The organism is Actinocorallia herbida, from assembly GCF_003751225.1.
Lineage (GTDB): Bacteria > Actinomycetota > Actinomycetes > Streptosporangiales > Streptosporangiaceae > Actinocorallia > Actinocorallia herbida.
Genome location: NZ_RJKE01000001.1, coordinates 1,454,868 through 1,469,218 on the forward strand (window position 1 = coordinate 1,454,868; position 14,351 = coordinate 1,469,218).

Genomic DNA, 14,351 nt, shown 5'->3' on the forward strand with positions numbered 1-14,351 from the left:
GGTCAGGGGAAGGAAGGCAGGCCGCGGGAGGCCAGGAGAGAGGCCAGGTCGGGGAAGGCGTCGGGGAGGCCGAGGGAGTGGAGCGCGTGGGGGAGGAGCCCGGGATAGGCGTGGGCGGCGTGGCGGGGGAGGGCGGCCAGGTGCGCGCGCTCCAGCGGGGAGAGGTGGGCGCCGGGGGTGGCGGCGGCCTCTTCCAGGAGGAGGTGGACGAGGCCCGCGTCGATCGGGAACGAGTGGCCGGTGCGCTGCCGAAGGCGGGTCAGGGCGACGGCCGCTTCGCGGCGGCGCGCGGCGGGTGCGCAGCGCAGGGCCGAGGCGAGGACGCCGGGGACGTCACCGTAGAAGTAGGGGATGTCGTCGTCTTGGAACGCGTGCTTCGGCAGGGTCCGGGCGGCGTCGAGGACCGCGTCGACGACGGCGGCGGGAGGGTCGTCGCGCAGGGCGAGGAGCGCGGCGGTCGCGTAAGGCCAGTCGCCGTCGGGGACCGGCAGGGAGAAGAGGGCACGATCGCCGAGGAGCGCCGCCGCGAGGAGGCAGGTCGTGCGGGTGGCCGGGAGAGGGGCCGAGGAGAGCACGTCGTGCAGCGGGGGAAGGACGGCCCCGGCCTCTTCGGGGAACCACGAGAGCGCCCAGGCCGCGGCGCGGACGACGTACGGGTCGCCATCGCCGAGGAAGCCGACGAGCCCGGGGACCTCCCGGCGCACTGCCTCGTAGGCGGCCAGGGCGTCCGGATCGAGGTCGGGGTCCCCGGAGATCTCGGCCGGGCGCGGCAGCGACCACTGGTCGTCGTCCCCGGTGGCCAGCCGGCCGAGCAGGATGAGCCCCGGCACGTCCGCGAGCGGGTTCTCGAGCAGCCCGGCGAGGAACGGCACGGCCGCGGCGCTCGCGTCGAACCGGCTGCCCTGGTGGCACAGGGCCGCGAACAACGCGCCGAAGGCCTCCTCGGCCGCCTCCTCGTCGGTTCCGCCGAGCGCGCGGAGCAGCCCGGGGACGTCGGAGGCGTCGCCGTACGCATGGTGCAGCGCGCTCCAGTCGACCGCGTCGAGCTCGCTCAGGGGACGTCCCACGCACAGGACCCTAGCGGGAGCGGGCCGGCCGATCGACCGCGTCGATTTCGGCAGAGGCGTTCTGGCGGCCGGGCGCTGGTGGGGGCGGGGGCCGGGCGGGTTTTCCACAACGAGCGGCGGGGGCAGGGGGCGCGGGGTGATAGGTGTGGGGGGTGGGCGAGGACGGACTGATTCCGGGGACGGAGGGGCTGGCGGCGGAGGCCGCGGCCGAAGCGGCGGCGGTGCGGAAGAAGGCGGGCGGGAAGCAGCAGGCGGGGGTGCCCGAGGCGGCGGCGGAGCTGCCGGTCGCGCGGATCGCGGTGGACGTGCCGCTGCCGCACCTGGACCGGGTGTTCGACTACCTCGTGCCCGCGCGGCTCGACGCGCAGGCCGTGCCCGGCTGCCGCGTGCGGGTGCGCTTCCACGGCAAGCTCCTGGACGGATTCCTCCTGGAACGCGTCCCCGGTAGCGAGCACGAGGGCAGGTTGCTGTTCCTGGAGCGCGTGGTGTCGCCCGAGCCCGTTCTCGGCCCCGAGATCGCCGCGCTGGCGCGCGAGGTCGCCGACCGGTACGCCGGGACCTTCGCCGACGTGGTGCGCCTCGCCGTCCCGCCCAGGCACGCCCGCGCCGAGAAGCGGCGTCCGGCCGAACCCGCGCCGCGCCCCGCGCCGCCCGCCGACCCCGGCCCGTGGGCCGCCTACCCGGCGGGCCCCTCCTACCTGGCCGCCCTCGCCGAGGGCCGCTCGCCCCGCGCGGTCTGGACCGCCCTGCCCGGCCCCGAGTGGCCCGCCGCCCTGGCCCGCGCCGCCCGCGCCACCGCGGCCTCCGGCCGAGGCGCCCTCATCATCGTCGCCGACGGCCGGCAGGCCGCCCGAGTGGCCGCCGCCCTCACCGCCGAACTCTCCACCGAGCAGACGGCCCCCTCGGACGCCCCTTCCTCCGCCGGGCCTTCTCTCTCGGCGGCGCCGCCACCCGACGCCGGCGCCGAGAAGCCGTCGGCTCCGCCTGCTCCTCCCGGCGTCCCCGCCGACTCGGCGGAGGCCCCGGCGGCCGTGCCCGCCTGGCCCGGCGAACTTTCGTCCGCCGACGCGGCGGCCGCGCCCGGGGAATCGGCGGAATCCGCGCGAAGCGGCGAGCAGGGCCCGCCCGAGTCCATCGAGGGGCCCGACGGTGCGTCGGCGTCCCCGGGAGCCGACGCCGTGGCCGCGCCGAAGGGCGCGCGCGCCGGGGCGGGGGAGGGGTTCGTGGTCCTGCGGGCGGAGGACGGGCCGGAGCGGAGGTACGGGGAGTGGCTGCGGGTGGAGCGGGGGGAGGCGCGGATCGTGGTGGGGACGCGCGCGGCGATGTTCGCGCCGGTGCGCGATCTCGGGCTCGTGGTGCTCTGGGACGACGGGGACGACGTGCACGCGGAGCCGCACGCGCCCTATCCGCACGCGCGGGAGGTGCTGGTGCTGCGGGCGCACCGGGCGGGCGCGGGGGCGCTGTTCGGCGGGATCACCCGGACGGCGGACACGACCCGGCTCGTCGAGACCGGGTGGGCGCACCCGCTGACGGCGGCGCGCGAGACGATCCGGGCGGCGATGCCGCGGGTCAGGCCCGCGGGCGACGACGCCGAACTGGCCAGGGACGAGGCGGCCCGGACCGCGCGGCTGCCCGCGCTGGCGTTCCGGGCGGCCCGCGCCGCGCTCGCCGAAGGACCCGTCCTGGTGCAGGTGCCGCGCCGTGGCTACCTGCCCGCGCTGGCCTGCGCCCAGTGCCGCGAGCCCGCCCGCTGCCCGGCCTGCGCGGGGCCGCTCGCGCTCGGCTCGGCGGGCGGCGCGCCCGCCTGCCGCTGGTGCGGCGCGATCGCCGCGGCCTGGCGCTGCCCCGAGTGCGGCGGCACCCGGGTCCGCGCGGTCGTCGTCGGGGCCGGGCGCACCGCCGAAGAGCTGGGCCGCGCCTTCCCCGGGGTGACGGTCCGGACCTCGGGACGTGACGCGATTCTCACCGAGGTGTCCGGGAAGCCGGAACTCGTGGTGGCCACGCCCGGGGCCGAACCCGTCGCCGAGGGCGGGTACGCCGCCGCGCTGCTCCTCGACGGGTGGGCGATGCTCGGCAGGCCCGACCTGCGCGTCGCCGAGGAGGCCCTGCGCCGGTGGCTGAACGCCGCGGCCCTGGTCCGCCCGCACGGCGCCGTCGTGCTCGCCGCCGACGGCGGGATCCCCGCGGTGCAGGCCGCGGTCCGCTGGGATCCGGTCACCTTCGCCGAGCGGGAACTCGACGAACGCCGCGAGCTGCACTTCCCGCCCGTCGCCAGGATGGCCTCCCTCACCGGCCCGCCCGCCGCCATCCGCGACCTCATCGAGCACGCCCGCCTGCCCGAGGACGCCGAACTGCTCGGCCCCGTCCCGCACGCCGAAGGACGCGAGCGCGCCCTCCTGCGAGTCCCCCGCACCGGCTCCACCGACCTCGCCCGCGCGCTCAAGGAGGCCCAGTCCATCCGCAGCGCCCGGCGGGCCCCCGACCCCGTCCGCGTCGAACTCGACCCGCTCGAACTCCTGTGACCCCCGGCGCACGGTCCAGGCCGTTCGCGGAAGGGCGGGAGGCCCGGATCCGGTCGCCGGCCGTGATGTCGGGGGGAGGCGCGGGGGCGCTTTGGGAGCGGGCGGGTGGGTTCTCCTTTAGGGTTGACGGGTGGCTGAGAAGTGGGTGGAGAAGACCGTCGCCGGGTTCGACGAGTGGGCCGGTGAGCGCGGCGGCGCGGATCTGCACGGGGCGCGCATCATCGTGTCCCTGCTGGATCTGAACGAGACGGCGGAGCTGACCGCCGAACTGCTCGAGGAGACCCTCCTGGAGGACTTCCCCGAGAACGTCGTGGCGGGTCCCGACGACGCCCCCGCCGTGCTCGGCGCGGCTCGGGCCCTGGTGGAGTACCTGGCGCGCGGCGGTGAGCTGGCCGAGCCCGTCGCGGCGCGGTGCCGGGCGCTGCTCGACGACCTGGCTCCACGCCTGGCCGAGGCGCTGGCCGAAGCGAGCGGCGACGACGGCGAGGCGATGGAGTTCCTCGGCCGCATGATGGCCGCCGAGGGCATCGACCTGGACGACGAGGAAGCCGTCGAGGCGTGGATCGCGGCGTTCGAGGCGCTCCCCGAAGAGGAGCGGATGCAGCGCACCATGCGCCAGTTCGCGGCCGAGAACGTGGTGCCGCCGGTGCGCCTGGCCGCCGTGGCCGAACTCGCCGCGACGGCCCGCGAGTCCGGCCTGCTGCGCGAGGCGCTCGGCCTCGCCGACTGGATCGGCGCGCGCGCCGCGACCGACGGCAGGCTGTCGGCCGCCGACGCCGAGGCCGCCGCGACCGCGCTCGGCCTGCCCGTGCCCCGCGCGGGCGGCGGCGTGTTCCCCGAGGTCGAGCGGATGTACGACGCGCTCGGCGAGGTCGGCGTCATCGAGACCGACGGCGCCGAGATCCGCCAGGGCGACCGCCCGGACTCGGCGTCCGACGAAGAGGTCCTCGCCCTGTGGATCGCCCTCCTGGACGGCCTCGTCGGCCAGGAGTACGCCGAAGGCTCGTCGCTCAGCCCCGTCGAGGTCGTCTGGAGCGAGCTGCCCGGCGTCCTGCTGCGGATGTACGAGAGCGGAGAACCCGTCGCGATCGGCCAGCTCGTGGTCGACCTCCTGGAGCACATCCAGGCCGGGTACGACGTCGCCGACGGAGAGGTCTTCGCCGAGGGCGTCCCGCAGGCGCTGCGGCTCGACCTGGAGGACCTCGCGCGCTGGGGCGCCGTGACCTTCGCCACCGCCGACGAGGCGGCCCTCACCCCGCTCGGACTGTTCGCCGTGCGCGAGCTGCTCCTCGCCGAGGGCTACACCGCGCCGCTCATCGGCGACCTCGCCGAGTCGACGGCCGAGGACCTCATCAAGGGGCTGGGCTTCCACCGCGAGGACACCGCCGAGGAGGAGATCGCGCTCTGGCTCGCCAAGCGCTCCGCCGAGGAGGCCGCGCAGGGCCTGCTGCACCTCATGCGGCAGGGCCGCCCCGCGCAGCGCAACATCGCCGCGGTCGTGCTCGGCCAGGTCGACCGGCCCGCCGAGCAGCTCATCCGCGGCGCGCTGGAGTTCCCCGAGACCCGCCCGTACGCGCTGATGTGGCTGAACGGCCACGGCGACGAGTCGGCCATGCCGACCGAGGCGGACATGCAGTGGATGTTCGTCGACACCGTCGCCGGCATGACCGAGGCGCTCGGCCCGCACGACGCCGTGCACCTCGCCCTGTCCGACACCCCGGAGGAGGCCGACCTCACCGGCCTCATCACCGACATCTGGCGGATCCCGCACCCCGACGTCGCCGACGTCCTGGAGGCCATCGGCGAACACCACCACGACCGCGACCTCGCCAAGGCCGCCCGCAAGGCGGTCTTCAAGGCCCGCTCCAAATAAACGGTCGCTCCGGTGATCGGGCGCTCGGGATCCCGGCGCCCGATCACACCGGCGTGGCTTCTCGTCGGAGCCCGTGGCCGGGGCGGAGCCAGAATCCGCTCGGGCGGCCGGTCGACCACGGCGGACGGCGCGGTGTCCCTGGCGCGCATACACTGAGTGGCGATCCGTAGAACCTTCGAGCGAGGAGCCGTCTTGTCCGTCAAGCCGATCCGTCTCTTCGGCGACCCCGTGCTGCGCACCCCCGCCGAGCCCGTCGTCGACTTCGACCGGGAGCTGCGCACCCTGGTCAAGGACCTCACCGACACGATGATCGAAGCGCCGGGGGCGGGGCTGGCCGCGCCGCAGCTGGGCGTGGGCCTGCGGGTGTTCACGTACTTCGTCGACGACGTGCTGGGACACCTGGTGAACCCGTCACTGGACCTCACCGAGGAGATCCAGGACGGCGACGAAGGGTGCCTCTCCCTGCCGGGGCTGTCCTTTCCGACCCAGCGGGCCTACGGCGTCGTCGCCAAGGGCTTCAACATGCACGGCGAGCCGATCACCGTCGAAGGCACCGAGCTGCTCGCGCGCTGCGTGCAGCACGAGACCGACCACCTCGACGGCATCCTGTTCATCGACCGGATGGACACCGAGCAGCGCAAGCTGGCGATGAAGGCGATCCGGGAGGCCGAGTGGTTCGGCGAGCCCGCGCCGGTCGTCCGGGCGTCGCCGCACAGCACCTTCGGCCGGGCGATCTGAGGCCGCGATGAGACTCGTCTTCGCCGGCACCCCGGAGACCGCGGTGCCGCCGCTCAGAGCCCTGCTGGAGTCCTCGCACGAGGTCGTCGCGGTCGTCACCCGCCCGGACGCCCCCGCAGGGCGCGGCCGCAAGCTGGTCGCCAGCCCCGTCGGCGAAGTGGCCGAGGCCGCCGGGATCGAGGTGCTGAAGCCCGCCAAGGCGAGCGACCCCGAGTTCCTGGCCCGCCTGACCGAACTCGCGCCCGACTGCTGCCCGGTCGTCGCCTACGGCGCGATCCTCCGCAAGGAGGCGCTGGCCATCCCGCGGCTCGGCTGGGTGAACCTGCACTTCTCGCTGCTGCCCGCCTGGCGCGGCGCGGCCCCGGTCCAGCACGCGATCCTCGCCGGCGACGAGATCACCGGCGCGATGACGTTCCAGATCGAGGAAGGGCTGGACACCGGCCCCGTCTTCGGCCATCTCACCGAGCCGATCCGGCCCGACGACACCAGCGGCACCCTGCTGGAACGGCTCGCCGTCGCGGGCGCCCGCCTCCTCGCCGACACCATGGACGGCCTGGAGATCGGCGGCCTGCGGGCCGTCCCCCAGTCCGACGAGGGCGTGTCGTACGCGGCGAAGCTGACGCCCGAGATCGCCCGCGTCGACTGGACCGCGCCCGCGATGCGCGTCGACCGCCTCGTCCGGGCCTGCACGCCCGCGCCCGGCCCGTGGACGACGCTGCGCGAGGACCGGATCAAGCTCGGCCCGGTCCGCCCCGCCGCGGGCGGGGGCCCGCTCGCACCCGGTGAGATCAAGGTCACCCGCAATGAGGTCCTCGTCGGCACCGCCACCCACCCGGTGGCGCTGAGCGAGGTCCAGGCGCCCGGCAAGAAGCGGATGCGGGCCGTCGACTGGGCGCGCGGCCTGCGCCTGACCGACACCGACCGCTTCGCCTGATCCGCGCCGCCCAAGACGTCCGGGGGAGAACCCATGCCTGAACAGCGCCGCAGAAGCGCCCACCGCGCCCGGCCGCAGGACAACCGCAGGCCCGCGCGCCAGGCCAAGCGCCGCACGCCCGGCGACGCCGTACGCCGCGCCGCCTACGACGTGCTCCGCGCGGTCGACACGCGCGACGCCTACGCCAACCTGCTCCTGCCGCGCGTCCTGCGCGAGCGGGAACTGAGCGGCCGTGACGCGGCCCTCGCCACCGAGCTCACCTACGGGACGCTCAGGGGACGCGGCACCTACGACGCGATCCTCGACCTGTGCAGCGACCGCCCCGTCGCCAAGATCGACCCGCCGCTGCGCGACCTGCTCCGCCTCGGCGTCCACCAGCTGCTGCGCACCCGCATCCCCGCGCACGCCGCGGTGTCCACCACCGTCGACCTCGTCCGGTCGGTGGCCGGGCCCGGGCAGGCGAAGTTCGCCAACGCGGTGCTGCGCCGCGTCACCTCGCGCGACCTGCCCGCCTGGCTCGTCGTCATCGCCCCCGAGGACGAGCTCGGCCGCCTGTCGGTGACCTACAGCCATCCCAAGTGGGTGGTGTCGGCGCTGCGCGACGCGGTCGGCGCCGCCGAGATCGAGGACCTCCTCGCGGCCGACAACGAGCGCCCGGGCGTCACGCTGGTGGCCCGGCCCGGCCGGATCGCGGTGGAGGATCTGTACGACCTGGGCGCGGGTCCCGCCGCCTACTCGCCTTACGCCGCCTACCTTCCCGAGGGCGACCCCGGCGAGATCGCCGCGGTCCGCGAGGGCCGCGCGGGCGTCCAGGACGAGGGAAGCCAGCTCGTCGCCCTCGCGCTGGCCGCCGCCGAGGTGGACGGCAAGGACGACGCCTGGCTCGACCTGTGCGCCGGCCCGGGCGGCAAGGCCGCGCTGCTGTCGGCGCTCGGCGCCGAACGCGGCGCGCAACTCCTGGCCTGCGACGTGCAGCCGCACCGCGCCGAGCTGATCACCCGCGTCGTCGGCGACAACACCCGGGTGCTGGTCGCCGACGGCACCGAGCCCGCATGGGAGCCCGGCTCCTTCGACCGGGTGCTCGTCGACGTCCCGTGCTCCGGCCTCGGCGCGCTGCGCCGCCGCCCGGAGGCCCGCTGGCGGCGCACCCCGCAGGACCTCGCCTCACTCGGACCGCTCCAGCGGCGGTTGCTGACGACCGCACTGGACTCCGTCCGGCCCGGCGGCGTCGTGGCGTACGTCACCTGCTCCCCGCACCTCGCCGAGACCCGCGTCGTCGTCGACGACGTGCTGCGCGGCCGCGAGGACATCAAGCGCCTCGACGCGGTCGAAGTCCTCGCCGGCGTGGCCCCGACCCTGTCCGGCCTGGGCACGGGCCCCTACGCCCAGTTCTGGCCCCACCGCCACGGCACCGACGCGATGTTCCTGGCTCTGGTACGGCGTACCGCCTGAGGATGTGTTCGCCGGCGTGTTCACTGGCCGGCTGTGTTTGCTGGCCCGACCTCCGGCCCTGGGGGCCTGCGGTCGGGCTGGTGATCGGGCGCTTTCGCGCCCTGGGCCGCCCCTTCGGCCCTTGGGGGCCTACGGGGCGGCCCAGGGGCGCCCGATCACGTGCGCGGCCGCGCCTGACGGCGCTCCCTGGAACGACTGCGCGAGCACCGCGCCTGGCGGTGTTCCCTGGGACGATTGCGGGAGGTGCCGGGCCTGGCGGTGTTCCCTGGGGCGGCTGCGGGAGGTGCCGGGCCTGGCGGTGTTCCCCGGGGACGACTGCGCGAGCACGGCGCCTGGCCTGGCGGTGTTCCCCTGGGACGATTGCGGGAGGTGCCGGGCCCGGCGGTGTTCCCTGGGAGCAACCCGCGTGGGTGCTTCTGGTGGGGGTGCGAAGGGGCGGGGTTCTTGGAAACAGTCTGTGCGGGGTGCTCGTGAAGGGGTGAAGGGGCGGGGCCGCGCCTTCGGCGCTCCCTGGAAGGGGGGTGTTCGGTGGTGGGGGCTTGGGGTGAGGTTCACCTGGGGGTTCACCTGGGGGTTCACCTGGGGGTTCACCTGGGGGTTCACCTGGGGGTTCACCTGGGGGTTCACCTGGGGGTTCACCTGGGGGTTCACCTGGGGGTTCACCTGGGGGTTCACCTGGGGGTTCACTCGGGTGAGTGAGGGGCGGGCGGGTCGGGGAGCCTAGACTCGGTCCCACCATGGGCATTCAGATCTCTCCGAGCATTCTTTCCGCCGACTTCGCGCGTCTCGCCGAGGAGGTGGCCGCCATCTCCGACGCCGCCGACTGGGTGCACGTCGACGTGATGGACAACCACTTCGTTCCGAACCTCACTCTCGGGCTGCCGATCGTGGAGGCGCTGCTCAAGCACAGCGCGCTCCCGCTCGACTGCCATCTGATGATCGAGGACCCCGACCGCTGGGCCCCCGCCTACGCCGAGGCCGGGGCCAAGAGCGTCACGATCCACGCCGAGGCGGCCAAGGCGCCGGTCCGCACGCTGCGCATGATCCGCTCCGCGGGCGCGCGCGCGTCGCTGGCGCTGAACCCCGCGACCCCGGTCGAGCACTACGAGGACCTGCTCGGCGAGCTGGACATGCTGCTGCTGATGACGGTCGAGCCGGGTTTCGGCGGCCAGAAGTTCCTCGACGTGGTGCTGCCGAAGATCCGGCGGGCCCGCGAGATGGTCAAGGGCCGCGACCTCGACCTGTGGATCCAGGTGGACGGCGGGGTGTCGGCCGAGACCATCGAGCGCGCCGCCGAGGCGGGCGCCGACGTGTTCGTCGCGGGCAACGCCGTCTACGGGGCCGAGGACCCGTCCGCGGCGATCCGCGAACTGCGCGCCCTCGCCGACAAGAAGGCGGAGCACCCGCGCCCCATCGGCTTCGGTCGCCCCTGACCCACCCGTCGCTCCGGGCCAACCAAGCGAGCGCTTGGTTGGCCCAATGTGGTCAGAGGGGGGCCGGTATGGCGAGCGGAACATCTGCCATGGCAGACTTGTTACCGAGATATGAGGCCGATGGGGGATGAAACCCGCATCCGGCAGCGAACTCGGCAGTACCGCAAGATCGCAGTGCCCGGCCACCCCCGCGGTGGCGGTAAGAATTGAGAATGCGGCGCATACCGCGTCGCAAAGCGTGCTCCGGGGTCGGTGCAATTCCGAACCGGCGGTAAAGTCCGCGACCCGGCCGAAGCCATCGGCCGGCTGATCCGGTGAGATTCCGGTACCGACGGTCATAGTCCGGATGGGAGGCAGCGCGCGCGCCGAACCATGCCCTGACCAGGGCTCGTTCGGCTATTCCTAGACCCCCGGAGCTCCCCGCCAGACAGGGAGGACAGGGGAGTGTTCACCGGAATCGTCGAAGAGCTCGGCGAGATCGTCAGCAAGACCGACGGGCCCGATTCGGCCGTCCTGGCCATCAAGGGCCCCATCGTCACCTCCGACGCCGTCCACGGCGCGTCGATCGCGGTCAACGGCGTCTGCCTGACCGTCGTCGACCTCAAGGACGACGTCTTCACCGCCGATGTGATGCACGAGACGCTGGCGCGGTCCAGCCTCGGCGCCCTCACCCCCGGCTCCCGGGTCAACCTGGAGCGGCCCGTCCGCCTGGCCGACCGCCTCGGCGGGCACCTCGTGCAGGGCCACGTCGACGGGGTCGGGACCATCGTGGCGCGGACCCCCTCCGACAAGTGGGAGCTCGTCCGGGTGTCACTGCCCGCGGCGCTGTCCCGGTACGTCGTGGAGAAGGGCTCCATCACCGTCGACGGCATCAGCCTCACCGTGGTCGAGGCCGCCGCCGACTCGTTCACCGTCAGCCTCATCCCCACCACGCTGGAGCTGACCACCCTGGGCCGCAAGGCCGTCGGGGACCCCGTCAACCTCGAAGTCGACGTCGTCGCCAAGTACGTCGAGCGCATGATCGGAGACCGGAAGTGACGACGTTCAACACCATCGAGGAGGCCCTGGCCGACATCGCGCTGGGCCGGCCCGTCGTCGTCGTGGACGACGAGGACCGCGAGAACGAGGGCGACCTCATCTTCGCGGCCGAGAAGGCGACCCCCGAGCTCATGGCCTTCATGATCCGGTACACCTCCGGCTACGTGTGCATCGCGCTGCCCGACAGCGACTGCAAGCGGCTCGACCTTCCGCCGATGTACCACTCCAACCAGGACGTGCGCGGCACCGCCTACACCGTCTCGGTGGACGCGGCCGAGGGCGTGTCCACCGGCATCTCCGCCGCCGACCGCGCGCACACGACCCGGCTGCTGGCCTCCGCCGACACCGTCCCGTCGGACCTGCGCCGCCCCGGCCACGTCGTCCCGCTGCGGGCGCGCGAGCACGGCGTCCTGGTCCGTCGCGGCCACACCGAGGCGACCGTCGACCTCGCCCGCCTCGCGGGCCTGCGCCCGGCCGGCGCCCTGTGCGAGATCGTCAACGACGACGGCACCATGGCCCGGCTGCCCCAGCTCGAGGTGTTCGCCAAGGAGCACGACCTCAAGCTGATCTCCATCGAGCAGCTCGTGGCCTACCGCAAGCGGCATGAGAGCCTCGTCGCGCGCGCCGCGGAGACCGTCATCCCGAACCGGTTCGGCTCCTGGCGCGCCGTCGGCTACACCTCGGCGATCGACGGCGGTGAGCACATCGCCCTCGTCCTCGGCGACCTCGGCGACGGCGCCGACGTGCTCACCCGCGTCCACTCCGAATGCCTCACCGGCGACGTGCTGCACTCCGACCGCTGCGACTGCGGCACCCAGCTCGACGCCGCGATGGAGGCGATCTCCGAGGCCGGTCGCGGCGTGGTCGTCTACCTGCGCGGGCAGGAGGGGCGCGGCATCGGCCTCATCGCCAAGCTGCGCGCCTACGGCCTCCAGGACGGCGGCGCCGACACCGTCGACGCCAACCTCGAGCTCGGCCACCCCGTCGACGCCCGGGAGTACACCAACGCCGCGCACATCCTCGCCGACCTCGGCGTGAAGTCGGTGCGGCTGCTGACCAACAACCCGGAGAAGATCGCCGCGCTCTCCTCGTTCGGCCTCGACGTCGCCGGGCGCGAGGCGCTCCCCGTGCACGTCACCGAGCACAACCGGCGCTACCTGACGGTCAAGCGCGACCGTCTCGGACACCAGATCGAAGGACTGTGATGAGCGGAGCGGGACGTCCGGAGGACACCACCGTCGAGGCGGCGGGCCTCACCATCGGGATCGTGGCCGCGCGCTGGCACGGCGAGATCACCGACCAGCTGCTGGCCCGGGCCGTCGAGGCGGCCAAGGCGTGCGGCGCGGAACCCGTCGTGGCCCGGGTCGCCGGGACGCTCGAGCTGTCGGTCGTGGCCCAGCAGTTCGCCCGCGACCACGACGCCGCGGTCGCGCTCGGCTGCGTGGTGCGGGGTGAGACGGCTCACTTCGACTACGTGTGCGACTCGGTCACCGCGGGGCTGACCAGGATCTCGCTCGACGAGGCGACGCCCGTCGGCAACGGCGTGCTCACCTGCGAGAACCTGGACCAGGCGCGCGCCCGCGCGGGCCTGCCCGGCAGCACCGAGGACAAGGGCTGGGAGTCGGTCGTGGCGGCCCTGGACGCCGCGCTGACCCTGCGCGACCTGCGGGCCCGCGACGGCGGCCGCTGAACACTGCGGTAAAGTTCACGTGCCCGCAACACGCGGGCACGTGAACCGCATCAGGGTCCCGGATCCCCACAAGATCCGGTATTTCCCGAAGTTTCCGGTGGAGGAGGCGAAGTGACCGCGCTCGGCATGGCATTCGACCTGCGAGGCACGCGGCACGGTGGACACGCCGGGCATGCCGGGGAGCATCGCAGCTCCTGACCTGCCCCGGACCCGTCCTTCCCGTCTTTTCACACCGAAAGGCCTCACCGTGCTCTCCCTCGTTCTGCCCAAGGGTTCCCTGGAGAAGGCGACCTTCGATCTGTTCGCCGCGGCCGACCTGTCGGTCCGCCGCGCCAGCGAGCGCGACTACCGCGCCTCGATCGACGACCCGCGCATCGACAAGGTCCGCGTGCTGCGCCCCCAGGAGATCCCGACCTACCTGGAGCAGGGTCTGTTCGACCTCGGCATCACCGGCCGCGACTGGATCACCGAGACCGACGCCGACGTGGTGTCCCTGGGCGAGCTCAAGTACTCCAAGGTGACCTCCAACCCCGTCAAGGTGATCATGGCCGTCCCGGAGGACGCGCCCTGGCAGACGGTCGCCGACCTGCCCGACGGCGTCCGGATCTCCACCGAGTTCCCGGCCCTCACCGACCGGTTCCTGGAGAAGCACGGCGTCAAGGCCAAGGTCTTCCCGTCCTACGGCGCGACCGAGGCGAAGGTCCCGGACATCGTCGACGTCATCGTCGACCTCACCGAGACCGGCTCGTCGCTGCGCAAGAACGGCCTGCGCATCCTCGACACGCTGCTCACCAGCTACACCGAGCTGGTCGCCAACCGCGAGGCCTACGAGAACCCCGAGAAGCGCGCCGCGATGGAGGACATCGCGCTCCTGCTCCAGGGCGTCATCCGGGCCCGCGGCCAGGTGCTCATCAAGCTGAACGTGCCCGCCGGGCAGCTCCAGGACGTGCTGAACGTCGTCCCGGCCATGGCCTCCCCGACCGTCACGCCGCTCGCGGGCGGCGAGATGTACGCGGTCGAGAGCGTCGTCGCCAAGGCCGGCATCAACGAGCTCATCCCGAACGTCAAGGCCGCGGGCGGCCGCGACATCCTGGAGATCCCGATCTCCAAGATCGTCGACTAGCGAGATGCCCGGCACCACCACCTGGCGGCCGCGCAAGACGCGGGCCACCGCCATCGCGATGGCGGTCCTGATCATGGCCACCATGGTCTGGCTCGCCATCGCGATCTCCGACACCTTCAAGACCGGTGACCGGATCGGCATCGTGCTGTTCGGCCTGTTCGTGGTGTGGGTGCTGTCCCTGCTGGCCCGGGTGAAGGTCGTCGCCGACGACGACGGCCTCACCGTGGTCAATCCGCTGCGCAAGCACCGGTACGCCTGGGCGGAGATCGTCGGCGTCAGCCTCGGCGTCGGCGCCCCCTGGCCCTACCTCGACCTCGCCGACGGCACCACCAAGGGTCTCGTCGGCATCCAGGGCTCCGAAGGCGAGGCGGCCCGCGAGGCCGTCGCCGAACTGAAGGCGTTCATCGCCGACCGCGGCGAGGGCGCCGAGCCCGCCTGACCCGCGCGGACCGCCGGGTTCGTTGCCCGGATCCTGTGAAAC

General features: G+C 73.8%; 12 protein-coding genes and 1 riboswitch. Of the genes, 11 read left to right on the forward strand and 1 reads right to left on the reverse strand.

Annotated elements, in window-relative coordinates; genetic code table 11:
* Positions 1-2: 2 nt before the first annotated feature.
* A complete protein-coding gene (locus EDD29_RS06920) occupies positions 3-1,067 on the reverse strand; it encodes a hypothetical protein (protein WP_123663408.1) in 1,065 nt (354 codons plus the stop codon).
* Between the two features lie 152 nt (positions 1,068-1,219).
* Here EDD29_RS06920 and EDD29_RS06925 point away from each other — a divergent pair, with 152 nt between their 5' ends.
* The 11 genes from EDD29_RS06925 (at position 1,220) to EDD29_RS06975 (ending at position 14,309) form a co-directional block, all read left to right on the forward strand.
* Positions 1,220-3,589, forward strand: a complete 2,370-nt coding sequence (locus tag EDD29_RS06925; protein WP_211359586.1) for a primosomal protein N' — start codon at positions 1,220-1,222, stop codon at positions 3,587-3,589.
* 130 nt (positions 3,590-3,719) lie between these two features.
* On the forward strand, positions 3,720-5,462 hold the full coding sequence (locus tag EDD29_RS06930) for a hypothetical protein (RefSeq protein ID WP_148085891.1): 1,743 nt from the start codon (positions 3,720-3,722) through the stop codon (positions 5,460-5,462).
* A gap of 192 nt (positions 5,463-5,654) precedes the next feature.
* The gene (def, locus tag EDD29_RS06935) at positions 5,655-6,200 is read left to right on the forward strand and encodes a peptide deformylase (RefSeq protein ID WP_123663412.1); all 546 of its coding nucleotides are present in this window, start codon (positions 5,655-5,657) and stop codon (positions 6,198-6,200) included.
* A gap of 7 nt (positions 6,201-6,207) precedes the next feature.
* Positions 6,208-7,134 carry a methionyl-tRNA formyltransferase gene (gene fmt, locus EDD29_RS06940; protein WP_123663414.1) on the forward strand — a complete coding sequence of 309 codons (927 nt, stop codon included), beginning with the start codon at positions 6,208-6,210 and terminating at the stop codon, positions 7,132-7,134.
* 33 nt (positions 7,135-7,167) lie between these two features.
* Positions 7,168-8,586: an RsmB/NOP family class I SAM-dependent RNA methyltransferase gene (locus EDD29_RS06945; RefSeq protein ID WP_123663417.1), complete on the forward strand. Its 1,419-nt coding sequence runs from the start codon at positions 7,168-7,170 to the stop codon at positions 8,584-8,586.
* 737 nt (positions 8,587-9,323) lie between these two features.
* Complete coding sequence (gene rpe / locus EDD29_RS06950) at positions 9,324-10,019, forward strand: ribulose-phosphate 3-epimerase (protein WP_123663419.1); 696 nt, start codon at positions 9,324-9,326, stop codon at positions 10,017-10,019.
* 234 nt (positions 10,020-10,253) lie between these two features.
* A riboswitch (FMN riboswitch) is annotated at positions 10,254-10,383 on the forward strand.
* A gap of 80 nt (positions 10,384-10,463) precedes the next feature.
* Positions 10,464-11,057, forward strand: coding sequence for a riboflavin synthase (locus tag EDD29_RS06955; protein WP_123663421.1), 594 nt, complete (start codon positions 10,464-10,466; stop codon positions 11,055-11,057).
* Complete coding sequence (locus EDD29_RS06960) at positions 11,054-12,262, forward strand: bifunctional 3,4-dihydroxy-2-butanone-4-phosphate synthase/GTP cyclohydrolase II (protein ID WP_123663423.1); 1,209 nt, start codon at positions 11,054-11,056, stop codon at positions 12,260-12,262. Before EDD29_RS06955 ends, EDD29_RS06960 begins: the two co-directional genes overlap by 4 nt.
* On the forward strand, positions 12,262-12,747 hold the full coding sequence (gene ribH, locus EDD29_RS06965; protein WP_123663425.1) for a 6,7-dimethyl-8-ribityllumazine synthase: 486 nt from the start codon (positions 12,262-12,264) through the stop codon (positions 12,745-12,747). The genes EDD29_RS06960 and ribH overlap by 1 nt, the downstream gene beginning before the upstream one ends.
* 247 nt (positions 12,748-12,994) lie before the next feature.
* Positions 12,995-13,870 (forward strand): ATP phosphoribosyltransferase, encoded by an 876-nt coding sequence (gene hisG / locus EDD29_RS06970; RefSeq protein WP_123663427.1) that lies wholly within the window; start codon positions 12,995-12,997, stop codon positions 13,868-13,870.
* Between the two features lie 4 nt (positions 13,871-13,874).
* Positions 13,875-14,309, forward strand: coding sequence for a PH domain-containing protein (locus EDD29_RS06975; protein ID WP_123663429.1), 435 nt, complete (start codon positions 13,875-13,877; stop codon positions 14,307-14,309).
* The last annotated feature ends 42 nt before the right edge of the window (positions 14,310-14,351 follow it).

Excerpts from the sequence above, each read along its gene's own strand:
- fmt (WP_123663414.1), top strand. The coding sequence starts at position 6,208 with ATGAGACTCGTCTTCGCCGGCACCCCGGAGACCGCGGTGCCGCCGCTC.
- EDD29_RS06945 (WP_123663417.1), top strand. The coding sequence starts at position 7,168 with ATGCCTGAACAGCGCCGCAGAAGCGCCCACCGCGCCCGGCCGCAGGAC.
- rpe (WP_123663419.1), top strand. The coding sequence starts at position 9,324 with ATGGGCATTCAGATCTCTCCGAGCATTCTTTCCGCCGACTTCGCGCGT.
- ribH (WP_123663425.1), top strand. The coding sequence starts at position 12,262 with ATGAGCGGAGCGGGACGTCCGGAGGACACCACCGTCGAGGCGGCGGGC.
- EDD29_RS06975 (WP_123663429.1), top strand. The coding sequence starts at position 13,875 with ATGCCCGGCACCACCACCTGGCGGCCGCGCAAGACGCGGGCCACCGCC.